Source organism: Streptomyces griseorubiginosus (genome assembly GCF_001514195.1).
In the GTDB taxonomy this organism is placed as follows: domain Bacteria; phylum Actinomycetota; class Actinomycetes; order Streptomycetales; family Streptomycetaceae; genus Streptomyces; species Streptomyces griseorubiginosus.
The window spans coordinates 254,297-277,588 of record NZ_KQ948741.1 but is presented as its reverse complement, the minus strand read 5'-3'; the positions used below and the strand labels follow the sequence as shown (position 1 = coordinate 277,588).

The following is a 23,292-nucleotide window of genomic DNA, read 5'->3' as shown; positions in this document are numbered from 1 at the left end:
TCGAACGAGGAGTGCGACCCGTCCGCGGGGGAACACGGACCCGTTGGCCGGGGGAACGCGCCCCGGAACCGGGCCGGATTCAGTCGTCGGACGCCGACTTCGACGCCGTCGCCTTCTTCGCGGCGGACGTGGTCGTCTTCTTGGCCGTCGTCTTCTTCGCCGCCGTGGTCGTCTTCTTCGCCGCGGTCTTCTTGGCGGCCGTCGCCTTCTTGGCCGGGGCCTTCTTCGCGGGCGCCTTCTTCGCCGTCTTCTTGGCGGGGCCCTTCGCCCGCTTCTCGGCGAGCAGTTCGAAGCCGCGCTCCGGGGTGATCTCCTCGACGCTGTCGCCGGAGCGCAGGGTCGCGTTGGTCTCCCCGTCGGTGACGTACGGCCCGAAGCGGCCGTCCTTGACCACGACCGGCTTCTCGCTGACCGGGTCGGTGCCCAGCTCCTTCAGCGGCGGCTTGGCGGCGGCCCGGCCGCGCTGCTTGGGCTGGGAGTAGATCTGGAGGGCCTCTTCGAGGGTGATCGTGAAGAGCTGCTCCTCGGCCTGGAGCGACCGCGAGTCGGTGCCCTTCTTCAGGTACGGCCCGTAGCGGCCGTTCTGCGCGGTGATCTCCTGGCCCTCCGCGTCGGCGCCGACGACGCGCGGCAGCGACATCAACTTGAGCGCGTCCTCGAGGGTCACGGTGTCCAGGGACATCGACTTGAACAGCGAGGCCGTCCGCGGCTTCACGGCGTTCTTGCCGGTCTTCGGGGTGCCCTCGGGGAGCACCTCGGTGACGTACGGGCCGTAGCGGCCGTCGCGGGCGATGATCTGATGTCCCGTCACCGGGTCGGCGCCCAGCTCGAAGTCGCCGCTCGGCTTGGCGAGCAGTTCCTCGGCGAGTTCGACGGACAACTCGTCGGGGGCCAGGTCCTCGGGCACGTCGGCCCGCTGGTGGTTCTCGGAGTCCTTCTCGCCGCGCTCGATGTACGGGCCGTAGCGGCCGACCCTGAGCACGATGCCGTTGCCCACCGGGAACGACGACACCTCGCGCGCGTCGATCGCGCCCAGGTCCGTCACCAGTTCCTTGAGGCCGCCGAGGTGGTCCCCGTCGCCGTTGCCGGCGTCGGCCGCGCCGCCCTCGCCGCCGCCCTCGCCGAAGTAGAAGCGCTTCAGCCACGGCACGGACTGCGCCTGGCCGGCCGCGATGCGGTCGAGGTCGTCCTCCATGCGGGCGGTGAAGTCGTAGTCGACGAGCCGCCCGAAGTGCTTCTCCAGGAGGTTGACCACCGCGAAGGACAAGAAGGAGGGGACGAGTGCCGTGCCCTTCTTGAAGACGTAACCGCGGTCGAGGATGGTGCCGATGATCGACGCGTACGTCGACGGGCGGCCGATCTCGCGCTCTTCGAGCTCCTTGACCAGGCTGGCCTCGGTGTAGCGGGCCGGGGGCTTGGTGGCGTGCCCGTCGACCGTGATCTCCTCGGCGGACAGCCGGTCGCCCTCGCTGACCTGGGGCAGCCGGCGCTCGCGGTCGTCCAGCTCGGCGTTCGGGTCGTCGGCGCCCTCGACGTAGGCCTTGAGGAAGCCGTGGAAGGTGATCGTCTTGCCGGAGGCGCTGAACTCGACGTCCCGGCCGTCGGCGGCGGTGCCGCCGATCTTCACGGTGACGCTGTTGCCGGTCGCGTCCTTCATCTGCGAGGCCACGGTCCGCTTCCAGATCAGCTCGTAGAGCTTGAACTGGTCGCCGGTCAGACCGGTCTCGGCCGGGGTGCGGAAACGATCACCCGAGGGGCGGATCGCCTCGTGCGCCTCCTGGGCGTTCTTGACCTTCCCGGCGTAGGTCCGCGGGCTCGACGGCAGGTAGTCGGCGCCGTAGAGCTGGGTGACCTGGGCGCGCGCGGCGGAGACGGCCGTGTCGCTGAGGGTCGTGGAGTCCGTACGCATATAGGTGATGAAGCCGTTCTCGTACAGCTTCTGCGCCACCTGCATGGTCGCCTTCGCGCCGAAGCCGAGCTTGCGCGAGGCCTCCTGCTGGAGCGTCGTCGTACGGAACGGCGCGTACGGCGAGCGGCGGTACGGCTTGGACTCGACCGAGCGGACGGCGAACTGCGTCTGCTCCAGGGCGGCGGCCAGCGCGCGGGCGTTCGCCTCGTCGAGGTGGAGGGTGTTCGCGCTCTTGAGCTGCCCCAGGGAGTCGAAGTCACGGCCCTGCGCGACGCGCCGGCCGTCGACGGTCTGGAGGCGCGCGACCAGGGACGACGGGTCCGAGGGGTCTCCCGCGCGGCCGGTCGCGAAGGTGCCGGTCAGGTCCCAGTACTCGGCGGAACGGAACGCGATGCGCTCGCGCTCCCGCTCGACGACGAGCCGGGTGGCGACGGACTGGACACGGCCGGCCGACAGGCGCGGCATGACCTTCTTCCACAGGACCGGCGAGACCTCGTAGCCGTAGAGGCGGTCGAGGATGCGGCGGGTCTCCTGGGCGTCGACCAGCTTCTTGTTCAGCTCGCGCGGGTTGGCGACGGCGGCCTGGATCGCGGCCTTGGTGATCTCGTGGAAGACCATCCGCTTGACCGGGACCTTGGGCTTGAGGACCTCCTGGAGGTGCCACGCGATGGCCTCGCCCTCGCGGTCCTCATCGGTGGCGAGGAAGAGCTCGTCGGAGTCCTTGAGCAGGTCCTTGAGCTTCTTGACCTGGGCCCGCTTGTCGGCGTTGACGACATAGATCGGCGCGAAGTCGTGCTCGACGTCCACACCGAGGCGGCGCACCTCGCCGGTGTACTTCTCGGGCACCTCGGCGGCGCCGTTGGGGAGGTCGCGGATGTGCCCGACGCTCGCCTCGACGACGTATCCGGGGCCGAGATAGCCCTTGATCGTCTTCGCCTTGGCAGGCGACTCGACGATGACGAGTCGGCGGCCGCCCGGTGCGGTCTCGCTGGTCGGGGACAACTTCGCTCTTCTCTCCGGTCGACGCTGGGGTATCCCCCAGGCCTTGGTTCCCGGGGTCGGGTCGTGCTGACGCTGCGGAGTGTGACGGTACATCCCGCCCCCGTGTCAAACGGGAAAAGCCCGCAACGGCCACTCGAACGGTAACCCGACTACCGCCATTCCTGCCGCCCGGAGTCCCCACCGGCCTTTTCCGGCTCAACCGGAGGGCGATCTCCCCCTTACCGGTCGGGCGGCTCCCCGGGACGCCTTCAGACGCGGGTGAGGCACCATGCGCCGACGGCCAGCGCGAGCAGCGCGGCGAGGGTCGCGACGGTCGCCGATGCGACGGGACTCACACCGAGGGCGACGGGCCGGCGATGGCGCAGCCGGGCCGCGGTCCACACCAGCAGCGCGCCTCCGAACAGGGCGAACACCACTCCCGCGAAGATCGCCGTCTCGCTCTCCATGGCTGCCCGCGCCCCCTCTTCTCCCGTCCGCGTGTGCGGTTCCGACGGAGACTGGCACGGGCGGAAGGCGGGCAGGCGAACCCCGGGTGAACGCCGGCGCCTGGAGGTGCCTGGGGACCCCTCTGACGGCTCCCGGCCGGGCGCACGGCCCCTGCTCCGGTCGTCGACGGATCCGGTCAGGTTCTCGCCCGGTTCTCACCCTGGTCGCCGCCGTGTGTGACCGGATACGCAGGGGTCCGCGACCGGGGACGATCAGGATCCGGTCCTTGCCGAGCCGAAAACCGACCGGATTCAGACCGCGCGGCGCGGGGCCCCTGCCGGATTCACGCCGGGCCTGCCGGATGCTCGTCGGACCTGCCGGACTCTCGCCGAGCCCGCCGGCTTCACCTCGGCCCGCCAGATCCACGACGGCCCCGCCGGATTCACGCCGGCCCCGCCGGATTCACGCCGGCTCCAGGAACCCCTGCTCCACCAGCACCCGGATCTGCGCGGGCGTGCGGTCGCGCAGGACGACCGGGTCCTCGCCCATGAGCTGGGCGATCGCGTCGAGGATGCGGCCCGCGCTCAGCGAGCCGTCGCACACGCCGGCGAAGCCCGCGCCGACGGTGTCCACCTTGGTGGCCCGGCGCATCCCGCGGTGCTGGCGCAGCACCACGTGCTCGGGGTCCTCCGCGCCGGGCAGCCCGACCTGCTCCTGGACGATCTCGGGCACGAGCTTGAAGTGCGCCTCCAGCAGCGCCGCGTCGTCGTGAGCGCGCAGGTAGTCGAGGCGTTCGAAGTGCGCGCGGACGGTGTCGCCGAGCGGCTGCTCGACCGGGTGCGGCCATTCCTCGACGGTGACCGAGGGCTCGGCCGATCCGGTCCTGCGCAGGGTGATCCAGCCGAAGCCCACGGCCCGCACCTTGCGCGCCTCGAACTCGTCCAGCCAGGCGTCGTACAGCGCCTGGTACGCGGCCGGGTCGCCGCGGTGGTCACCGGCGTCCCTGAGCCACAGCTCGGCGTACTGCGTGACGTCCTGCACCTCGCGCTGCACGATCCACGCGTCGCAGCCGCGCGGCACCCACGACCTGAGCCGGTCCTGCCACTCCTCCCCCGCCACGTGCTGCCAGTTGGCGAGGAACTGCGCGAACCCGCCCTCGTTCAGCAGCTCCCCCGCACCCTGAACGACCGAGCGGCACAGATCGTCCCCGCCCATCCCGCCGTCCCGGTACGTCAGCCGGGCGCCCGGCGAGATCACGAAGGGCGGGTTCGAGACGATGAGGTCGTACGTCTCCCCCTGCCGGAGCGGCTCGAACAGCGAGCCCTCCCGCAGATCGGCCGCCGGGGCGCCGGAGAGCGCCAGCGTGAGCGCCGTGATGTGCAGCGCGCGCGGGTTGAGGTCGGTCGCCGTCACGCGCGTGGCGTGCTGGGCGGCGTGCAGGGCCTGGATCCCGGACCCGGTGCCGATGTCGAGGGCGGAGCCGACGGGCGTGCGGACGGTGATGCCGGCGAGCGTGGTGGAGGCGCCGCCGACCCCGAGGACGACACCCTCGTCCCGGCTGCCGATACCACCGGCGCCGCCGACGGCACAGCCCAGGTCCGACACGATGAACCAGTCCTCGCCGTCGGGTCCGCCGTACGGCCGTACGTCCACCGTCGCGGCCACCTCGTCACCGCCGGCGCGCACCAGCCAGCCGCTCTCCAGACAGGCGTCGACGGGCAGAACGCCCGCCACGCGCGCGTGGGGCACCGGCTGCTGAAGGAGGAACAGGCGTACGAGCACTTCCAGCGGGGTGTCCCCGCGGGTCGCCCGGAGCGCGGGCACGGTCTCGCTGCGGGCGAGCGCCGCGTAAGCGGGCGCACCGAGCAGTTCGAGCAGCCCGTCGGCGGTGAAGGACGCCCCGAGCAGGGCGTCCCGCAGCCGGGCGGCGACGTCGGCGCCTCCGGAGGCGGAGGCGGTGGGAGCGGCGGGCAGCGTGGGCAGGCTGGAGGTACTCACGCCCCCATTGTGGCCCGCACGGCCCGACCGCACAGGCCCACCTCACACCCCGGAAGCCCTGGCCCGCCTCGCGCGAGGCAGCCTTGAGGTCGCATCAAGGTCCGCCTGGAGCGCTCAGCTGTCCGTGGCCGGTGCCGATGCCGCCGGCGACCCCGAGGACTGCTTGCAGCCCGGCTGGTCGGCCAGCGCCTGCTTGGTGTCGCCGGACTCCAGTTCCTTCAGCGCGTTGAGCGCGGTCTGACGCTGCGTCTCCACCTTCTGCATCTCCGCCGAGACGTCCTTGAGGCCCGTGGCGAACTTCGCCTGGTCCTTGGTGTCGAGCTTGTCCACCTGCGTCTTCATGTCGCCGTAGGCCGCGGAGAGGGCCGAGAGCTGATTGACGGCGTTCTGGAGCTTCTTGGCGCCGTCCTCGGCACCGGGAGGCGCGCCGGCGCCCTGGATGACCGTGGCCCGCGCCTTGTAGCCGTCGGCCAGGTCCTGGAACGCCTGGGAGTCGGCCTTCTGGAGCTCCGCCGGGGTGCTCTCGGTGTCCTCGGCCGCCTTGGTGATCGCGTCGTAGGCCGCCGTGATCTTCTTGTTCTGGGCGGGCACCAGGTCGCAGACCTTCTTGGCCCAGGCGTCGAGTTCCTTGTTGTCCTTTTCGCCGCCGCCGCATCCCGACAGCGCCAGTACCAGTACCGCACCGCCGGACAGTGCGGCCGCGAGCTTCTTGTTCACCGGATCGGTCCCTTCCATGGCCTCTCGGCCACCGGACGTTACACGCCACGGGCACCGGATCCACACGCCGAATGCCGCAAATAAGGCGGTTTGCGGGTGTTTGCCCCATGCGAGAGAAGCCTCACGGCCGAGGAGCCCGCACGCGACGGGGCGGGAGGGCGGCGCATGAACACGCGCCGTCCGCCCGCCCCTTGAGCTGGGACTCGTCGAGGGACCTACGAAACCACCGCGGGATCCGCCGACTTGGCCGTCTTCTTCTCGTTGTCTTCGTCACCCACGGCGATCCCGCGCCGCTTGGAGACGTAGACCGCGCCGGCGATCACGAGGAACGCGAGCACGGCGATGAGGATCCGTACGCCGATGCTCTTGTCGTCGCCGTAACTGAACTTGATCACCGCGGGCGCGATCAGCAGGGCCACCAGGTTCATGACCTTCAGCAGCGGGTTGATCGCGGGGCCCGCGGTGTCCTTGAAGGGGTCGCCGACGGTGTCGCCGATCACCGTCGCGGCATGGGCCTCGCTGCCCTTGCCGCCGTGATGACCGTCCTCGACGAGCTTCTTGGCGTTGTCCCAGGCACCGCCCGAGTTCGCCAGGAAGACCGCCATGAGGGTGCCCGCCCCGATCGCGCCCGCGAGGAACGCGCCGAGGGCGCCGACCCCGAGGGTGAACCCGATGAAGATAGGCGCCATCACGGCGAGCAGTCCGGGCGTGGTGAGCTCACGCAGGGCGTCCCTGGTGCAGATGTCGACGACCTTGCCGTACTCGGGCTCCTCGCTGTAGTCCATGATCCCGGGATGCTCGCGGAACTGCCGCCGTACCTCGTAGACCACCGAGCCCGCCGACCTCGACACCGCGTTGATCGCCAGCCCCGAGAAGAGGAAGACGACCGCCGCGCCGGCGATCAGGCCGACGAGGTTGTTGGGCTGCGAGATGTCCATCATCAGGCTCATCGGCGCGCCCGCCCCGCTGAGCTTCTCGCCGACGTCCTGCGCGCCGGTCGTGATCGCGTCGCGGTACGACCCGAAGAGTGCCGACGCCGCGAGGACCGCGGTGGCGATGGCGATGCCCTTGGTGATGGCCTTGGTGGTGTTGCCGACGGCGTCCAGGTTGGTGAGCACCTGCGCGCCCGCGCCCTCGACGTCACCGGACATCTCGGCGATGCCCTGCGCGTTGTCGGAGACCGGCCCGAAGGTGTCCATGGCGACGATCACACCGACCGTGGTGAGCAGACCGGTGCCGGCCAGCGCGACCGCGAACAGCGCGAGCATGATCGACGTACCGCCGAGCAGGAACGCGCCGTAGACGCCGAGGCCGATCAGCAGGGCGGTGTAGACGGCCGACTCGAGACCGATCGAGATGCCGGCGAGGACGACGGTGGCGGGCCCCGTGAGCGAGGCTTTGCCGATGTCCTGGACCGGACGGCGGTTGGTCTCGGTGAAGTAGCCGGTCAGCTGCTGGATGACGGCGGCGAGCAGGATGCCGATGGCCACGGCGACGAGGGCGAGGATCCGCGGATCGCCGTCCTTGCCGGAGATCGCCGTGTCCGTGATGCCGTCGAGGTCGGAGTACTTCCCCGGCAGATAGACGAAGACGGCGACCGCCACCAGCACGAGCGAGATCACCGCGGAGATGAAGAACCCGCGGTTGATGGCGCTCATGCCGCTGCGGTCGGACCTGCGCGGGGCGACCGCGAAGATGCCGATCATCGCGGTGATCACGCCGATCGCCGGGACGAGCAGCGGGAAGGCGAGTCCGGAGTCGCCGAAGGCCGCCTTGCCGAGGATCAGCGCGGCCACCAGGGTCACGGCGTACGACTCGAAGAGGTCGGCCGCCATGCCCGCGCAGTCGCCGACGTTGTCGCCCACGTTGTCGGCGATGGTCGCGGCATTGCGCGGATCGTCCTCCGGAATGCCCTGCTCGACCTTGCCGACCAGGTCGGCGCCGACGTCGGCGGCCTTGGTGAAGATGCCGCCGCCGACCCTCATGAACATCGCGATGAGGGCCGCGCCGAGACCGAAGCCCTCCAGGACCTTCGGCGCGTCGGCCGCGTACACCAGCACCACGCAGGAGGCGCCCAGCAGACCGAGCCCCACCGTGAACATGCCGACGACGCCGCCCGTGCGGAATGCGATCTTCATGGCTTTGTGCGAGACGGCGGTGAGATCCTTTTCCGGCTCGCCTTCCGCCGGAGTGGCTTCTCGTGCCGCCGCGGCCACCCGCACATTGCTGCGCACGGCGAGCCACATCCCGATATAGCCGGTGGCCGCCGAGAAGGCGGCGCCGATCAAGAAGAACACGGATCGGCCTGCGCGCTGATTCCAGTCGTCCGCGGGCAGCAGCATGAGCAGGAAGAACACGACCACGGCGAATACGCCGAGCGTGCGCAGCTGACGTGCCAGATAGGCGTTCGCGCCTTCCTGGACCGCCGCCGCGATCTTTTTCATGCTGTCGGTGCCCTCGCCGGCCGCGAGCACCTGGCGCACCAGGACGCCCGCCACCACGAGCGCCGCCAGGGCGACGACCGCGATGACCGCGATCAGCACCCGGTTGTCGTCGGTGAGCACCGCGGCCGCGAGATGTGTCGTGGGCTGGTCCAACTGATCAGGGGTAGAAAGCCCCGCCATTCGTCCTCCTTGACGCTTGGGCTGAGCTCAAGATGTGGACGGATTGTAGGTACCCCGTCCTGATCAAAACAGGGCGCGGTAAACGGAATTCGCCTTTACAGAACCTGAAAGCAGTAATGCCCCGGAGGCATTCATGAACGATATCTAGATCGTGAAGTAATTCACGAAATGCATCGCACCAGACCACTGTAGGCACAGAAAGCCCATGACGACATGCGGAAGGGCCCCACCGGGGTGGGGCCCTTCCGCATGTCGAACAGATGTCGGGCAGATGGATCAATCAGGGAAGCACTGCGGCCGGCGGCGTGGTCGGCCAGGTCATACGGATCTGTCCGCCATGCTCCCCTGCGGTGACCTCGACGTCGTCGACGAGGCCGCTGATGACCGCGAGGCCCATCTCGTCCTCCTCGGTCTCCACGTCGTGGTCGTCACCCTGAGCGCCGGGAGCCCGATCGCCCGGGGCCGAGCGCGGCGCCTCGTCGCCGACCTCGATGGAGAACTGCTTCTCCTCCTCGATCAGCAGCACCTGGACCGGCGAGGTGATCCCGCCGCTCTGGTGCAGTCCGACGGCACGGGTGCAGGCCTCGCCGACGGCGAGCCTGACCTCGTCGAGGACGGCCTCGTCCACTCCGGCCCTGCGCGCCACCGCTGCCGCCACCAGTCGGGCGGTCCTGACGTGCTCGGGCAGCGCGCTGAAGCGGAGTTCAACGGTGGCCATGCGTCCCCCTCGGAACAACGGGCGTGCTGTCGGGGGGACCGGGCCGCCGAAAGCCCAGCCCCCCTTCTTTCTTGCTTCTGTCGGCGTCCTTCGCCGCCCCGGGCACGGGCCCGGAACGGGTCAGTCGGTCGCCGCCACCGCTTCCTCGACCGAGGTGTGGATCGGGAACACCTTGGTCAGGCCGGTGATACGGAAGATCTTGAGAATGCGCTCCTGGTTGCAGACCAGGCGCAGCGAGCCCTCATGGGCACGCACACGCTTCAGGCCGCCGACCAGCACGCCGAGCCCGGTGGAGTCGAGGAAGTCCACGCCCTCCATGTCGACGACAAGGTGGAAACTGCCGTCGTTCACCAGCTCGACCAGCTGCTCGCGCAGCTTGGGCGCGGTATATACGTCGATTTCGCCACCGACCCTGACGATCGTGCGATCGCCGACGGTCTCGGTCGACAGGGACAGGTCCACGGATCCTCCAGCACCTTGCTATCGAGCGGTCGCCCCTCGGGACACCTCGGCAGAGCCCCCGGGACGGTTCGCCAGCCGCGATGGCATTCAATCACTTACCGGCAGGCGTGCACGACGCCTTGGTCCCATTGTCCGTCACGCCAGTGACACACTCGGTGCCGATGGCCAAGAATCTCCGATCCGATCGACCCCAGACGGACTCCGGCTCCCGCCCCGCGCCGAGCACGGTCCTGGACCGGCTCGCCGCCGGCCCGAGCCGGGCTGCGCGCATCACTCATACGGAGCACTTGCCCCCGCGAGCGGGCCGCCATGCCGTCTGGCCTGACCGGATTCGTTCGGAGGTCGTGGCGGCGGTCCAGGCGTGCGGCATCGAACATCCCTGGGCCCACCAGGCACAGGCCGCCGAGCACGCCCTGGACGGCGATTCGGTGGTCGTCGCGACCGGAACCGCCTCCGGCAAGTCCCTGGCGTACCTCGTGCCGGTCCTCTCGACACTCCTGGACGGCTCCGAGGCCCCGAACGGCCGCGGTGCCACCACGCTCTACCTGGCCCCCACGAAGGCCCTGGCGGCGGACCAGTGCCGCTCGGTGAAGGAACTTTCACAACCGCTCGGCAATTCCGTGCGCGCCGCGGTCTACGACGGCGACACGCCGTTCGAGGAGCGCGAGTGGATCCGCCAGTACGCCAACTACGTCCTCACCAACCCCGACATGCTGCACCGCGGGATACTCCCCTCCCACCCCCGCTGGTCCTCCTTCCTGAAGGCCCTCAAGTACGTCGTCATCGACGAGTGCCACACCTACCGGGGCGTCTTCGGCTCCCACGTGGCCCAGGTCCTACGGCGGCTGCGCCGCCTGTGCGCCCGCTACGGCGCCTCGCCCGTCTTCCTCCTCGCCTCCGCGACCGCCGCCGACCCGTCCGTCGCCGCCGGCCGCCTGACCGGCCTCCCGGTGGTCGAGGTCGCCGACGACGCCTCACCGCGCGGCGAACTGGTGTTTGCCCTCTGGGAGCCTCCCCTCACCGAGATGCAGGGCGAGAAGGGCGCCCCGGTCCGCCGTACGGCCACCGCCGAGACGGCCGACCTCCTGACCGACCTCGCCGTCCAGGGCGTGCGCTCGGTCGCCTTCGTGCGCTCCCGGCGCGGCGCCGAGCTGATCTCGGTGATCGCCCAGGAACGGCTCGCGGAGGTCGACCGCTCCCTGGCCCGCCGGGTGGCGGCCTACCGCGGCGGCTACCTCCCCGAGGAGCGCCGCGCCCTGGAACAGGCCCTGCACTCCGGAGAGTTGCTGGGCCTGGCCGCCACCACCGCCCTCGAACTCGGCATCGACGTCTCCGGCCTGGACGCCGTGCTGATCTCCGGCTACCCCGGCACGCGCGCGTCCCTGTGGCAGCAGGCGGGCCGCGCCGGCCGAGCCGGGCAGGGCGCCCTGGCCGTCCTGGTCGCCCGCGACGACCCCCTGGACACCTTCCTCGTCCACCACCCCGAGGCCCTCTTCGAGCAGCCCGTGGAGTCGACGGTCCTCGACCCCGACAACCCGTACGTCCTCGCCCCGCACCTGTGCGCCGCCGCGGCCGAACTGCCGTTGACCGACGAGGACATGGAGCTGTTCGGCCCCGCCTGCACCGACCTCCTGCCGCAGTTGGAGGCCGCGAAACTGCTGCGCCGCCGCACCAGGGCCTGGCACTGGACCCGCCGGGAGTCGGCCGCCGACCTCGCCGACATCCGCGGCCAGGGCGGCAGCCCGATCCAGATCGTCGAGTCCGGCACGGGCCGCCTGCTGGGCACGGTCGACGCGGGCGCCGCCCACACCACCGTCCACGAGGGCGCGGTCCACCTCCACCAGGGCCGGACGTACCTGGTCCGCTCCCTGGACCTGGAGGACTCGGTCGCCCTGGTCACGGAGGCGAACCCGCCCTATTCGACGGTGGCCCGCGACACGACGGCCATCTCCGTCCTGGAGACCGACGTCGAGATCCCGTGGGGCGACGGCCGCCTCTGCTACGGCTCCGTCGAGGTCACCAACCAGGTCGTCTCCTTCCTGCGCAGACGCCTCATCACCGGCGAGGTGCTCGGCGAGACCAAACTCGACCTCCCTCCGCGTACGCTTCGCACCCGCGCGGTGTGGTGGACCGTCACCGAGGACCAGCTCGACGAGGCCCGCATCGACCCGGAGATCCTCGGCGGCGCCCTGCACGCCGCCGAACACGCCTCCATCGGCCTCCTCCCCCTCTTCGCGACCTGCGACCGCTGGGACATCGGCGGCGTGTCGATCCCCCTCCACCCCGACACGCTGCTCCCCACGGTCTTCGTCTACGACGGCCACCCGGGCGGCGCGGGCTTCGCGGAACGCGCCTTCCACACGGCCCGCGCCTGGCTCACGGCCACCCGCGAGGCCATCGCCTCCTGCGAGTGCGACGCCGGCTGCCCGTCCTGCATCCAGTCCCCCAAGTGCGGCAACGGCAACGATCCGCTGCACAAGAGGGGGGCGGTGCGGCTGCTCACGGTGCTGCTGCGGGGGGCGCCGGAGGCCGGGGTCCCTGAACCGGCCCCGGAACTCCCCCGAAACCCGGAGGCACCGGCACCGGCACCGCAGGCCCCGCCCGTGCCCTGATCTCCGCCGTGAACGGCCCCCGCCCCGAGGCCGCCGTCACGTCCGAGATCTCGCCGACCATCCCGCACCGCACCAGCCGCGTCCCCTGAGCCCGCGCCACCTCCTCCGCCCGCGCACACGCCACCCCGGGCCCGTCGGCCCAGTGGTCCGCCGCCGCGAGCGCCGCGAGATCCGCGGCCCCGGCCGCCCGATGCCGTACGACGACGGCCTGCCCGAAGGCCAGCACACCCCCGAACACCACGCACAGCACCGCGACGGCCCCGACACCCCAGACGGTCGCCGAACCACGGTCCGACCGAGCGCCGACGAGATGAACACCGAGGAACCGGGCGACACCGCGACGGACGCGAGGGACCCACCGGGCTAGGTGAGCGATCCACTGGGCGCAGGAGGTGACCCGCTGGACGCTGGGGGTGACCCGCTGGACACTGGGGGCGGTCGGCGCCGACCGAGTCGGCGCCGGTCCTCTCCTCATCCCCGGCCCCCTTCCCCGACCGTCTCCTCAGCCAGGGCCACGGCCTCCTCCCGTACCTCGAACGGCAGACCGCTGAGCGCGGGCGGCTTCGCCACGACCACCACGCGGACCCGGTCGCCCTCCCGGGCGACCGTGACCTCCGCGTCGCGCGGTGCCGTGTCCCGGGCCACCCGGACGACCGCGTCGGCGGGGTCCTGGCGGGCCGCCGCCCTGGCACCGCTCCTGGCCGCGTCCACGCACTGGATCTGCGCGGCCACCACGAGCAGCCCCCACACGAGCGCCATCGCGAACATCACCAGGACGGGCAGCACCATGGCCGACTCGGCCGTCACGAACCCCTGGTCCGCCGCCCGTTCACGCCTTCCCATCGAGCGCCTGCTTCACGATGGCCTGGAGCTCCGCGCTGACGGCCCCGCTCGTCACCACCTTGTAGAGCACCACGGCGAAGGCCACCGCGGCGACGATCCCCATCGCGTACTCGGACGTGACCATCCCCGCGTCCCGGCGCGCCGATCCCATCGATCGCGCCCGGCACACCACACCGCACATCAGAGCACGCATCCGTGCCCGTACCGCCTTGTACATCTCGACCCCCGTGAGGTTCAGTCCTGCTCGTCTGTTCGTCTGTTCGTCTGTCGGTCTGCTGCTCGTCCGCCGGATCACCGGCCGTCGTCCCTCATCGCCCACCTCCTCCCAGCACTCCGCCCGCGAGCCCGATCACGATCGGCAGGACGCCGACGGCGATGAACGCGGGCAGGAAACACAGCCCCACCGGCGCGGTGACCAGCACGGCGGCTCTTCGCGCCCGTGCCGTCGCGGCGCGCCCCCAGTCGGCGCGGGCGTCCGCCGCGAGCCCGGCGACCGGAGCGGCGGCGGGCAACCCGGTCACATCGGCGCGTTCCAGCAGCCGCGCCAGCGGTCCGGCCCCCGGAGCCGAGGCGAGCCTGCGCCACGCCTCGCCCGGCGCACCGCCGAGCCGCACCTCCGCCGCCCCGCGCGCCAGGCCCTCCCCGACGGGCCCGCCCAGAGCCTCACCGACGGCCTGCGCCGCGATCACCGGACCGGCGCCGGCCGCGATACAGGCGGCCAGCAGATCGGCGGCGAGCGGGAGTTGCCGCGCCGCCTCGCGTGCGTCCGCCTCCCCGGTACCGGCACCGGACGCCTCCCGGAGCCGCCACCGCCACAGCCCCACCGCGACGGCCAGCCCGACGGCCACACCGGGGGCCCCGCCGATCAGCACCCACCCGACGCACCCGGCGCCGACCACCGGCAGCCACCGCCGCCCGAACTCCCGCCCCTCGAACCGGGAACGGTCCGCTGTGGCCTCTGCGGCGTCCAGCAACTCGCCCAACCGTCGCCGCAGTCTCCGCTCCTGCCGGACCGCGGCACCCCACCGGACGAGCCAGGCGACGACCACCGCAGCCCCCAGGACCACCCCCAGCCTGTGGACAACTTCCGCGCTCACGTCGCCTCAGCTCCCCGCACGATCCGCATCGCCCACCACATCCCGACCCCCTCCAGCACCCCACCGACCACCAGACAGCCCAGCCCGGCCCCCGAGTGCAGCAGCACCCGCAGGGGATCGGCGCCGAGGGCGGCCCCGAGGCCAAGGCCCAGGACCGGCAGCGCGGCGAGCATCCACGCGGTGGACCGCGCGCCCGCCAACTGGGCCCGCAGATCGGCCCGTTGATCCCGCTCGGCCCGCAGCGCCCCCTCCAGCCGATCGAGTCCGGCGGCCAGCCCCGCCCCCTGGTCCACGGCCACCCGCCAGCAGGCGGCGAGCCCCAGCAGCCCTTCGGCCCCCGGCCGCCGAGCCGCCGCAGCCAGCGCCCCCGGCACATCCCCACCGAACCGAGCCGCGGCCAGCACCCCAGCCTGCGCCTCCCCGAGCCCACCGCCTCCGGGCACTCCGGGCCCCACGCGCCCGAACCCGAGTCCGAACCCACCGGCTCCGGGCACCCACCCAGGACCCGCTCCCCCGGCTCCAAGCCCACCGGCTCCCGGCGGCCGCCCAGGACCGGCTACCCCGGCTCCAAGCCCACCGGCTCCGGGCGCCCACCCAGGACCCGCTCCCCCGGCTCCAAGCCCACCCGAGCCGGTCACCCCACCCCAGGCCGCCCCGGCTCGGTTCCCCTCACCGCCAGCGCCCTCCAAGTCCCGCACCGCCAGCACCAGCGCCTCCCCCGGCTGCCGTCCCGCCCGTACCTCCCCCGCGACCGCCGCGCACAGCGCGATCACCGCGTCAGCCCGCCGCTCCCGCACCCGACGCGCCTCCCGGGCCAGCCGCACCCGCCGCAGCAACGGCACCCCGGCCGCCCCGGCGATCAACGGCAGCACCGAAGCGCCCAGCACGGCCAGCACCAGCCCCACGACCGCCGACGACCACTCGATCCCCAGCCGCTCGCGAACCCGCCGCAGTTCCCCGGCCACAGATCCCCAGACCGGCGGCCCGACCCCCACCACCCCACCACCCGCGAACAACGCCTGCGCCCGCCGCAACCCGGCCCGCCTGCGCCCCCAGAGCCACACGGCCAGCCCAAGACCCCCCACAGCCGCACCCACCGACATCTCATCCATCCCTGTCACCGCGCCCTCTCCTCGTCCGACCCGCGCGCCCACATCGGCCCGCCACTCACGACCCGCCCGACCCACCAGCACCGTCACCCCGGCGACATCACCCGCCCTCCCCCGCCGTCACCCCGGCGACATCACCCGCCCTCCCCCGCCACCTCCCGCAGCGCTCCCCCGAGCAGCCCCCGCAACCGCTCCCACCCCGGCTCGCGCACGAACGCCTCCGCTCCCCACCGCAGCGCCGGCACCGTCCGCACCCACCCCGAGGCGTCCCGCTCCAGCACCCGCACCTCGGCGATCCGCCGCCGCCCGCTCCGGTCGCGCACGAGGTGCAGCACGACCGACAACGCCGCCGCCAACTGGCTGTGCAGCGCCGCCCGGTCGAGGCCCGCCGCCGTACCCAGCGCCTCCAGACGGGCAGGGACATCGGCCGCCGCGTTCGCGTGCACGGTTCCGCAGCCGCCCTCGTGGCCCGTGTTCAACGCGGCCAGCAGGTCCACCACTTCGCGCCCGCGCACCTCACCCACCACCAGCCGGTCGGGCCGCATCCGCAGAGCCTGCCGCACCAGGTCCTCGAGCGTGACGAGGCCCGCGCCCTCCTGATTGGCGGGTCTGCTCTCCAGCCGAACGACGTGCGGATGGTCCGGCCTGAGCTCCGCCGAGTCCTCCGCGAGCACGATCCGCTCGGCCGGCCCGACGAGCCCCAGCAGCGCGCTGAGCAGCGTCGTCTTGCCCGTGCCGGTCCCACCGCTGATCAGGAAGGACAGCCGCGCCTCCAGCAAAGCCCGCAGAACCCGGTCGCCGCCCGGCGGCACCGTGCCGGCCGCGACCAGCTCGTCCAGCGTGAACGCGCGCGGCCGGACCACCCGCAGCGACAGACAGGCACAGCCGACGGCGACCGGGGGCAGCACCGCGTGCAGCCGGGTCCCGTCGGGCAGCCGGGCGTCCACCCAGGGCCGGGCGTCGTCGAGGCGCCGCCCGGCCACCGCGGCGAGCCGCTGCGCGAGTCGTCGTACGGCGGCCGTGTCCGGAAAGGTGACCGCGGTCAGTTCGAGTCCGCCGCCCCGGTCCACCCAGACCCGGTCCGGCGCCGACACCAGGACGTCCGTCACGGACGGGTCCGCGAGCAACGGCTCCAGGGGGCCGCTTCCGACCAGCTCGGACCGCAACCGCGCGGCCGCGCCCAGCACTTCGGCGTCGCCCAGGACCCGCCCCTGCTCCCGCAGCGCCTGCGCCACCCGCGCGGGCGTCGGTTCGGCGCCGCTCTCGGCCAGCCACTGCCGCACCCCGTCCAACAGCCCGACGGCCCCGATGGCCTCGCCGTCCACGACTGCCCCGACGGACCCGACGGACCCGATCGCCCCGATGGACTCGCCGACCCCGAGCGCCCCACCGACAACCTCACGCGACCGGGCCCGAGTCCGCGTCCGAGACCGAAGCCCCGGTGCAGAACGCACCGCCCCGACCCCGTCCGCCCACGCCCCCTCGAAGTCCCCGCTCATGCGCCGCCCGCCTCCGCCAACGCCCGCTCCCAGAACTCCTTGCAGAACCGCGAGAGCGGCCCCCGCGCGGCCGCTCCCGGCGGTGGCCCGCCTCCGTGCGGGCGTTGCAGCGACGACTCCACCGGCACCTCGCCCACCAGGGGCAGGCCCAGCAGCCGGGCCACCTCGCGGTCGTCGAGGCCGGGGGCGTAGGGGCCGCGCACCGCCACCCTCAGGTCGCGCAGGACCATGCCGACAGCGGAGGCCATGCGGCCGGCCGCGGCGACGGCCCGCAGTTCGGCGGGGACCACGAGGATCCCGAGGTCGATCTGGGCGAGGGCCTCGGCGACGCCGTCGTCGAGCCGGCGGGGCAGGTCGACGACGACGGTGCCGCCGCGGCGCCGGGCGGCGGCGAGCACCGCGCGGACGGCCGGGGGCGGGACGGCGATACGGTCCCCGCGGTCCCAGCTGAGCACCCGCAGCGAGTGCAGGCTCGGCAGCGACTCCTCCAGGGCGCCGCCCCCGACCCGGCCGCGGGAGGCCGCGAAGGCGGGCCAGCGCAGCCCTTCGGTGCTCTCGCCGCCGAGGAGTACGTCGAGTCCGCCGCCCAGCGGATCCGCGTCCACGAGGAGTGTGCGCAGTCCCTCCCGCGCGGAGGTGACGGCCAGGGCGCACGCGAGCGTGGAGGCGCCGGCCCCGCCCCGGCCGCCGATGACGCCGACGGTGAGGGCGGGCCGGCCGACGCCCTCGGCGACGTCGGCGATGCGGTCGACCAGCCACTGTTCGCCGTCGGGCAGCATCAGGACGTGGTCGGCGCCGATCTGAACGGCTCGTTTCCACACTCCGGAGTCGTCCTGGTCCCGGCCCACGAGCACCACTCCGCGCCGGCGCGCGGCTCCGCGTACGCGCCGGGCGGCGTCGTCGCCGACCAGGACGAGCGGGGCGGTTTCCCAGCTGCCTCTGCGCTCCGGCAGCCCGTGGTGCACCTCGGGTTTCGCCCCGGCCGCCGCGCACAGGCGCAGCAGGTCGTCCAGCAGGTCCTCGTCCTCCGTGACGATCAACGGCTGCCCCTGCCGCCCTCCGGCGGCGGGCTGCGGATCGTGTGTGACGGCTGCGGCCACGTCCTCATCCCCCTTCGCTGCGACGCCCGAAGGCCACAGGCGGCCCGTGCGTCGTCTTTCTCACGCGGCCCCTTCGGCCCCGCGATTCCCAGACATGTGAAGAACCGGCGAGCGGCCTCCATATGAGCGGCCGATACGAACCGGCCAAAAACACCCGACTAACCGGAACCAGCCATGAAGTCGGCCCGAGCGGGATGCGTGGGAATCACGGTGCAGCGATCCCGGAAATCGTGTGGATCTTGGTCGATAACTGTGGACAACTCAGCGGTTGTGAATATCGCCGTCACCCATACCGGTGAGCCTGGTGGCACCCGTGTGCGACCTCCACAGAGCAGCACAACGACTACGCACCGTGACGGATCTTGGGCATGCGAACGAGGCGGCCGAAACCGCCTGACGAGGGTCGCAGGACCGCGACAGAAAGAGGAAAAACACACCCGGACATGCGACGACCCCCACCGGGGGGGAGAGTGGGGGTCGTCTCCACGGCCGACTCGGGGGGGGAGGAGCCGGGCCGGGTTAGCACGGTCGCGAACGATCCGTGACTTCCATGGTGTACCCGAGAGCCCTCTCAGGCAAACCCACGCGCCCCACCTTACGCCGAATGGGCTGCGCCTATGCTCGGGGTCGTGGATAACCACTCCTTGCCCCGCACAGCTGCCTTCTTTGACCTGGACAAGACGGTCATTGCGAAGTCGAGCACGCTCACGTTCAGCAAGTCGTTCTACCAAGGCGGCCTGATCAACCGCAGGGCCGCCTTGCGGACCGCCTATGCCCAGTTCGTCTTCCTCGTCGGCGGTATGGACCACGCCCAGATGGAGCGCACCCGCGAGTACCTCTCCTCGCTCGTGCGCGGCTGGAACGTCCAGCACGTCAAGGAGATCGTGGCCGAAACCCTCCATGACCTGATCGACCCGATCATCTACGACGAGGCCGCGTCCCTGATCGAGGAGCACCACACCGCCGGGCGTGACGTCGTCATCGTGTCCACGTCGGGCGCCGAGGTGGTCGAGCCGATCGGTGAACTCCTGGGCGCGGACCGGGTGGTGGCCACCCGAATGGTCGTCGGCGAGGACGGCTGCTTCACCGGCGAGGTGGAGTACTACGCGTACGGCCCCACGAAGGCCGAGGCGATCAAGGAGCTGGCCGAGTCCGAGGGGTACGACCTGGAGCGCTGCTACGCCTACAGCGACTCGGCGACCGACCTGCCGATGCTCGGCGCCGTAGGACATCCGCATGCCGTCAACCCGGACCGGACCCTGCGCCGCGAGGCTCTCGCGCGCGGGTGGCCGATTCTCGATTTCCACCGCCCGGTCCGGCTCAAGCAGCGGCTGCCCGGGTTCGCCGTACCGCCCCGCCCGGCGCTCGTGGCGGTCGCCGCGATAGGAGCCGCGGCGGCCACGGCGGGCCTCGTCTGGTACGCGAACCGGCGGCGGTCGACGGTGGCGTGAGGCGATTCAGCACACTTGGCGCCTATTTGAGGATAAAAGTAAAGAACTGCCGACGGGGGTTCCGCTTGCCCGGGGCCAGGAGTACAAAGGGTTTAACGGCCCGCGAGACCAAGGACATCCGAGAGGATCACCTTTAACAACGCATTTGGCCCCACGGACCGAGCATGGACATCGAGCACCCACGCGACGTCGACCCGTCGATTACGGGCCAGCCGCACCAGGTGACGGGCAAAGTTCCCGACCTGATGGGCAACATATCGAGGACGCTTGGTAACTCGGTGAACATGCCAGCGGCGGTACGAATCCTCGTACCGCCGCAACCCTGTTCAGGGGCCTTCCTCAAGGAGGGCCTTTTCCGCGACCGCGCTCACGCCGCCCCGCGCTGGAGCGCCTCGCACACGGCCGTCGACTCGCGCGCGCCCAGTTCGATCGCGCTGCCGCAGTGGGCGATCCAGGCGGCCATGCCGTCGGGGGTCCCGGAGACGTAGCCGTCGAGCGCCGCCAGGTAGGCGGCGCGCCCCAGTTCGGCGTGGCCGACCTCCGCCGGGCAGACCGACTTGGGGTCGAGGCCGCTGCCCACCAGGACGATCCGCGCGGCCGCGCGCGCGACCAGGCCGTTGTGCGAGACGAAGGGCCGCAGCGCGAGGAGTTCGCCCTGTACGACGGCGGCCGTGACCAGGGCGGGCGCGGAACTGCCCGCGATGATCAGCTCGGACAGCCCCTCCAGGCGGCCCGAGACCTCGGCCGCTCCGGGCAGCGGCAGTTCGACGAGCGGCTCGTGGACGTCCTCGCCGGCCTGGCGCGGGCGCCCGACCTCGTCGCCGTCGCTCGCCGCGGCCACCAGGTGCAGCCGGGCCAGCACCCTGAGGGGCGACTGCCGCCAGATGGACAGCAGTTGGCCGGCCTCGGCGGTCAGCCGCAGCGCCGCGCCCACGACCCGCGCCTCGTCGTCGACGCCGAAGTCGGAGCGCCTGCGCACCTCCTCGAGGGCCCAGTCCGCGCCGGACAGCGCGGCCGAGCCGCGAGCGCCGCGCAAGGCCGCTTCAGAGGTGATCTCGTTGCTGCGGCGCCGCATGACACGGTGCCCGTAGACCCGGTCCACGGACTTGCGCACGGACTCCACGGAATCGGCCACGCCGGGCAGCGAACCCAGGGCGGCGAGCGGGTCGGCGGTCGCGCCTGTCGTACTCATGAGTACGACCCTACGCACCCAGGGCCTGCGCCCCACGATGGAGTGGTCTTCTTCACGCCCGTATGCCACTTACAGCTATCGAACGACTACTCTTCGTGAACATGAAAATTGCTTTCGTCGGGAAGGGCGGCAGCGGCAAGACCACCCTGTCCTCCCTGTTCATCCGCCATCTCGCGACCACCGGTGCGCCGGTGATCGCCGTCGACGCCGACATCAACCAGCACCTCGGCCCGGCCCTCGGCCTGGACGAGGCGGAGGCGGCCGCGCTGCCCGCGCTGGGCGAGCGGCTTCCGTTGATCAAGGAGTACCTGCGCGGCTCCAATCCGCGGATCGCCTCCGCCGACCAGATGATCAAGACCACCCCGCCCGGAGAGGGCTCCCGGCTGCTGCGGGTCCGTGAGGACAACCCGGTCTACGACGCCTGCGCCCGGCCGGTGGAACTCGACGGCGACGTCGTCCGTTTGATGGTCACCGGCCCCTTCACCGACGCCGACCTGGGGGTCGCCTGCTACCACTCCAAGACCGGAGCGGTGGAGCTGTGCCTGAACCACCTGGTGGACGGGCGGGGCGAGTACGTCGTGGTGGACATGACGGCGGGCTCCGACTCCTTCGCCTCCGGCATGTTCACCCGCTTCGACATCACGTTCCTGGTCGCCGAGCCGACGCGTAAGGGGGTCTCCGTCTATCGCCAGTACAAGGAGTACGCCCGCGACTTCGGCGTCACGCTGAAAGTCGTCGGCAACAAGGTGCAGGGCCGGGACGACCTCGACTTCCTCCGCGCCGAAGTCGGGGACGACCTGCTGGTGACGGTCGGGCACTCGGACTGGGTGCGGGCCCTGGAGAAGGGCCGGCCGCCCCGGTTCGCGCTCCTGGAGGACGTCAACCGCCGCGCCCTGCACCGGTTGCGGGAGGCCGCCGACGCGACGTACGAGCTGCGCGACCCGGAGCGCTACACCCGGCAGATGGTGCACTTCCATCTGAAGAACGCCCAGTCCTGGGGCAACGAGCGCACGGGGGCCGACCTGGCGGCCCAGGTCGACCCCTCGTTCGTGCTCGGCGAGAGCGCGGTGGCGGCGGTCTGACGGCAACCGCCCGACCGGACGCCCACCGCTCCTTGACCGCCCCGCCGGACGCCTACCGCTTGGCCGCCGGCGCCCCCGGTACGCCCTTCGGTGCCGGGGCCGGGTGGCCGTTCAGGAAGTCCTGCCAGCCCTGCTTCGGGGCCTCGCCGACGTTCAGGGTGCGGAGCTTGTCCAGCGTGCCCGGGTCCTGGGCGTCCAGCCAGTCGGCCAGCTGCCGGAAGGAGACACAGCGCACGTCGGACTTGTTGCACACCTGCTCGATGGTCTCCTTGACGGCGCGCATGTAGGTGCCGCCGTTCCAGGACTCGAAGTGGTTGCCGATGATCAGGGGCGCGCGGTTGCCGTCGTAGGCCCGGTAGAAGCCCTTGAGGAGGCCCTCGCGCATCTGGTCGCCCCAGAACCGGTACTTGGCCGGGTCGCCCTGGGTCCTGGTGCCGGACTGGTTGACCATGAAGTTGTAGTCCATGGTGAGCTGCTCGTACGAGTGCCCCGGGAAGGGCACGAGCTGCATCGACAGGTCCCACAGGCCCTGCTTCTTCCGGGGCCACAGCTGCTCGTTGACCCCGCTGGTGTCGTAGCGGAAGCCGAGCTCGCTCGCGGCCCTCATGAAGTTCCGCTGGCCTTCGAGGCAGGGTGTGCGGGCGCCGACGAGCTCCTTGTCGTAGTCGAAGGGCAGGGGTGAGGCCTTGGTCATCCCGGTGTTGGTCTTCCAGGACTTCACGAACTTCTTCGCCTGGGCGATCTCGTCCTTCCACTCCGCCACGGACCACTCGCCGACGCCGCCGCCCTTTCCGCAGAAGTGGCCGTTGAAGTGGGTGCCGATCTCGTTGCCCTCCAGCCATGCGAGGCGCAGCTGCTTGACGGTGTCGGCGATGCCCTGCTCGTCGTTGAAGCCGATGTCGGAGCGGCCCGGGGAGTGCTGCGGCGGCCGGTACTCGGCGCGCTTGTCCTCCGGCAGCATGTACACGCCGCTGAGGAAGTACGTCATGGTCGCGTGGTTCTCCTTGGCGACCTCGCGGAAGTGGGAGAACAGTTTCTGGCTGTCCTCGCCGGCGCCGTCCCAGGAGAACACCACGAACTGCGGGGGCTTCTCACCGGGCTTGAGGCGTTCGGCCCGGGGCAGGTGGGGCTGGGCTCCGGTGTAGGCGGTGGAACCGTCGCCGATCAGGCGGAACACCCGCTTGGGCGGCGCCTGGGCAGCGGCCTTCGCCTTCTGCGGACCGGCGGCTCCTCCCTCGGAGTCGTCGTTGCCGGTCGCGCAACCGGCGAGTGAGGCGGCGCAGACCGCGGCGACCACGGCTCCCGCGGCAATCCTCTGGGTGGCGGCCATCTTCCGCCCACCTTCTTCCTTCTCTCGGGGCCAACGACAGCGCCGCCAAGCTCGCACGGGACCGAGAAGGAATTAGTACGACAAGCCGATGAAATTGCTACTTCACCCGTCTAGGTGAGTT

At 71.7% G+C, this 23,292-nt stretch carries 20 protein-coding genes; 4 read left to right on the top strand and 16 right to left on the bottom strand.

Annotated features, from left to right (window positions below):
- Nucleotides 1–79: 79 nt before the first annotated feature.
- The 7 genes from topA to bldG form a co-directional block, all read right to left on the bottom strand.
- The gene (gene topA / locus AQJ54_RS31375) at nucleotides 80–2,911 is read right to left on the bottom strand and encodes a type I DNA topoisomerase (protein ID WP_062242853.1); all 2,832 of its coding nucleotides are present in this window, start codon (nucleotides 2,909–2,911) and stop codon (nucleotides 80–82) included.
- Nucleotides 2,912–3,159: 248 nt separating this feature from the next.
- Nucleotides 3,160–3,357 (bottom strand): hypothetical protein, encoded by a 198-nt coding sequence (locus AQJ54_RS31370; RefSeq protein ID WP_062026047.1) that lies wholly within the window; start codon nucleotides 3,355–3,357, stop codon nucleotides 3,160–3,162.
- A gap of 442 nt (nucleotides 3,358–3,799) precedes the next feature.
- Nucleotides 3,800–5,335, bottom strand: a complete 1,536-nt coding sequence (locus tag AQJ54_RS31365; protein WP_062242850.1) for a DUF7059 domain-containing protein — start codon at nucleotides 5,333–5,335, stop codon at nucleotides 3,800–3,802.
- A gap of 114 nt (nucleotides 5,336–5,449) precedes the next feature.
- The gene (locus tag AQJ54_RS31360; RefSeq protein ID WP_062026046.1) at nucleotides 5,450–6,070 is read right to left on the bottom strand and encodes a hypothetical protein; all 621 of its coding nucleotides are present in this window, start codon (nucleotides 6,068–6,070) and stop codon (nucleotides 5,450–5,452) included.
- Between the two features lie 197 nt (nucleotides 6,071–6,267).
- Complete coding sequence (locus tag AQJ54_RS31355; protein ID WP_062242847.1) at nucleotides 6,268–8,676, bottom strand: sodium-translocating pyrophosphatase; 2,409 nt, start codon at nucleotides 8,674–8,676, stop codon at nucleotides 6,268–6,270.
- Between the two features lie 280 nt (nucleotides 8,677–8,956).
- Nucleotides 8,957–9,394 (bottom strand): ATP-binding protein, encoded by a 438-nt coding sequence (locus AQJ54_RS31350; RefSeq protein WP_030324015.1) that lies wholly within the window; start codon nucleotides 9,392–9,394, stop codon nucleotides 8,957–8,959.
- A gap of 120 nt (nucleotides 9,395–9,514) precedes the next feature.
- Complete coding sequence (gene bldG / locus AQJ54_RS31345; protein WP_006132569.1) at nucleotides 9,515–9,856, bottom strand: anti-sigma factor antagonist BldG; 342 nt, start codon at nucleotides 9,854–9,856, stop codon at nucleotides 9,515–9,517.
- Nucleotides 9,857–9,936: 80 nt separating this feature from the next.
- On the opposite strand from bldG, the gene AQJ54_RS31340 reads away from it, so the two are divergent.
- Nucleotides 9,937–12,468: a DEAD/DEAH box helicase gene (locus tag AQJ54_RS31340; RefSeq protein WP_079070085.1), complete on the top strand. Its 2,532-nt coding sequence runs from the start codon at nucleotides 9,937–9,939 to the stop codon at nucleotides 12,466–12,468.
- Here AQJ54_RS31340 and AQJ54_RS46900 read toward each other — a convergent pair.
- A complete protein-coding gene (locus AQJ54_RS46900) occupies nucleotides 12,356–12,718 on the bottom strand; it encodes an Rv3654c family TadE-like protein (RefSeq protein ID WP_243659523.1) in 363 nt (120 codons plus the stop codon). The two genes, AQJ54_RS31340 and AQJ54_RS46900, sit on opposite strands and share 113 nt — an antisense overlap.
- On the opposite strand from AQJ54_RS46900, the gene AQJ54_RS46895 reads away from it, so the two are divergent.
- Nucleotides 12,611–12,835 carry a hypothetical protein gene (locus AQJ54_RS46895; RefSeq protein WP_062242841.1) on the top strand — a complete coding sequence of 75 codons (225 nt, stop codon included), beginning with the start codon at nucleotides 12,611–12,613 and terminating at the stop codon, nucleotides 12,833–12,835. The two genes, AQJ54_RS46900 and AQJ54_RS46895, sit on opposite strands and share 108 nt — an antisense overlap.
- A 104-nt stretch (nucleotides 12,836–12,939) precedes the next feature.
- On the opposite strand, the gene AQJ54_RS31330 is transcribed toward AQJ54_RS46895, so the two are convergent.
- The 6 genes from AQJ54_RS31330 to ssd form a co-directional block, all read right to left on the bottom strand.
- Complete coding sequence (locus AQJ54_RS31330) at nucleotides 12,940–13,311, bottom strand: TadE family type IV pilus minor pilin (RefSeq protein WP_062026042.1); 372 nt, start codon at nucleotides 13,309–13,311, stop codon at nucleotides 12,940–12,942.
- Nucleotides 13,298–13,528 carry a DUF4244 domain-containing protein gene (locus AQJ54_RS31325; protein WP_062242838.1) on the bottom strand — a complete coding sequence of 77 codons (231 nt, stop codon included), beginning with the start codon at nucleotides 13,526–13,528 and terminating at the stop codon, nucleotides 13,298–13,300. The genes AQJ54_RS31330 and AQJ54_RS31325 overlap by 14 nt, the downstream gene beginning before the upstream one ends.
- Nucleotides 13,529–13,619: 91 nt before the next feature.
- Nucleotides 13,620–14,408, bottom strand: a complete 789-nt coding sequence (locus AQJ54_RS31320) for a type II secretion system F family protein (protein WP_062242835.1) — start codon at nucleotides 14,406–14,408, stop codon at nucleotides 13,620–13,622.
- Nucleotides 14,405–15,529 carry a type II secretion system F family protein gene (locus AQJ54_RS46890; RefSeq protein WP_079070084.1) on the bottom strand — a complete coding sequence of 375 codons (1,125 nt, stop codon included), beginning with the start codon at nucleotides 15,527–15,529 and terminating at the stop codon, nucleotides 14,405–14,407. The genes AQJ54_RS31320 and AQJ54_RS46890 overlap by 4 nt, the downstream gene beginning before the upstream one ends.
- A gap of 122 nt (nucleotides 15,530–15,651) precedes the next feature.
- Nucleotides 15,652–16,842 (bottom strand): TadA family conjugal transfer-associated ATPase, encoded by a 1,191-nt coding sequence (locus AQJ54_RS31310; RefSeq protein ID WP_248845471.1) that lies wholly within the window; start codon nucleotides 16,840–16,842, stop codon nucleotides 15,652–15,654.
- A 170-nt stretch (nucleotides 16,843–17,012) separates the two neighbouring features.
- Entirely contained in the window at nucleotides 17,013–18,116 is a 1,104-nt protein-coding gene (ssd, locus tag AQJ54_RS31305) for a septum site-determining protein Ssd (RefSeq protein WP_062026024.1), read from the bottom strand.
- Nucleotides 18,117–18,733: 617 nt separating this feature from the next.
- Between ssd and AQJ54_RS31300 the strand changes: the two genes are divergently transcribed.
- Nucleotides 18,734–19,567 carry an HAD family hydrolase gene (locus AQJ54_RS31300; protein ID WP_062026023.1) on the top strand — a complete coding sequence of 278 codons (834 nt, stop codon included), beginning with the start codon at nucleotides 18,734–18,736 and terminating at the stop codon, nucleotides 19,565–19,567.
- A 367-nt stretch (nucleotides 19,568–19,934) separates the two neighbouring features.
- On the opposite strand, the gene AQJ54_RS31295 is transcribed toward AQJ54_RS31300, so the two are convergent.
- Entirely contained in the window at nucleotides 19,935–20,759 is an 825-nt protein-coding gene (locus tag AQJ54_RS31295; protein WP_062242828.1) for a Fic family protein, read from the bottom strand.
- Between the two features lie 101 nt (nucleotides 20,760–20,860).
- On the opposite strand from AQJ54_RS31295, the gene AQJ54_RS31290 reads away from it, so the two are divergent.
- On the top strand, nucleotides 20,861–21,841 hold the full coding sequence (locus AQJ54_RS31290; protein WP_062243075.1) for an ATP-binding protein: 981 nt from the start codon (nucleotides 20,861–20,863) through the stop codon (nucleotides 21,839–21,841).
- Between the two features lie 52 nt (nucleotides 21,842–21,893).
- On the opposite strand, the gene AQJ54_RS31285 is transcribed toward AQJ54_RS31290, so the two are convergent.
- Nucleotides 21,894–23,171: a polysaccharide deacetylase family protein gene (locus AQJ54_RS31285; protein ID WP_062242824.1), complete on the bottom strand. Its 1,278-nt coding sequence runs from the start codon at nucleotides 23,169–23,171 to the stop codon at nucleotides 21,894–21,896.
- Nucleotides 23,172–23,292 lie beyond the last annotated feature (121 nt).

What these genes read in the sequence shown, in the direction of transcription:
- AQJ54_RS31360 (WP_062026046.1), bottom strand. Translation starts at nt 6,070, where the DNA reads ATGGAAGGGACCGATCCGGTGAACAAGAAGCTCGCGGCCGCACTGTCC.
- AQJ54_RS31370 (WP_062026047.1), bottom strand. Translation starts at nt 3,357, where the DNA reads ATGGAGAGCGAGACGGCGATCTTCGCGGGAGTGGTGTTCGCCCTGTTC.
- AQJ54_RS31325 (WP_062242838.1), bottom strand. Translation starts at nt 13,528, where the DNA reads ATGTACAAGGCGGTACGGGCACGGATGCGTGCTCTGATGTGCGGTGTG.
- AQJ54_RS31350 (WP_030324015.1), bottom strand. Translation starts at nt 9,394, where the DNA reads ATGGCCACCGTTGAACTCCGCTTCAGCGCGCTGCCCGAGCACGTCAGG.
- AQJ54_RS31290 (WP_062243075.1), top strand. Translation starts at nt 20,861, where the DNA reads ATGAAAATTGCTTTCGTCGGGAAGGGCGGCAGCGGCAAGACCACCCTG.
- AQJ54_RS31285 (WP_062242824.1), bottom strand. Translation starts at nt 23,171, where the DNA reads ATGGCCGCCACCCAGAGGATTGCCGCGGGAGCCGTGGTCGCCGCGGTC.
- AQJ54_RS31295 (WP_062242828.1), bottom strand. Translation starts at nt 20,759, where the DNA reads ATGAGTACGACAGGCGCGACCGCCGACCCGCTCGCCGCCCTGGGTTCG.
- AQJ54_RS31330 (WP_062026042.1), bottom strand. Translation starts at nt 13,311, where the DNA reads ATGGGAAGGCGTGAACGGGCGGCGGACCAGGGGTTCGTGACGGCCGAG.
- AQJ54_RS31355 (WP_062242847.1), bottom strand. Translation starts at nt 8,676, where the DNA reads ATGGCGGGGCTTTCTACCCCTGATCAGTTGGACCAGCCCACGACACAT.
- AQJ54_RS31340 (WP_079070085.1), top strand. Translation starts at nt 9,937, where the DNA reads ATGGCATTCAATCACTTACCGGCAGGCGTGCACGACGCCTTGGTCCCA.
- AQJ54_RS31300 (WP_062026023.1), top strand. Translation starts at nt 18,734, where the DNA reads ATGCTCGGGGTCGTGGATAACCACTCCTTGCCCCGCACAGCTGCCTTC.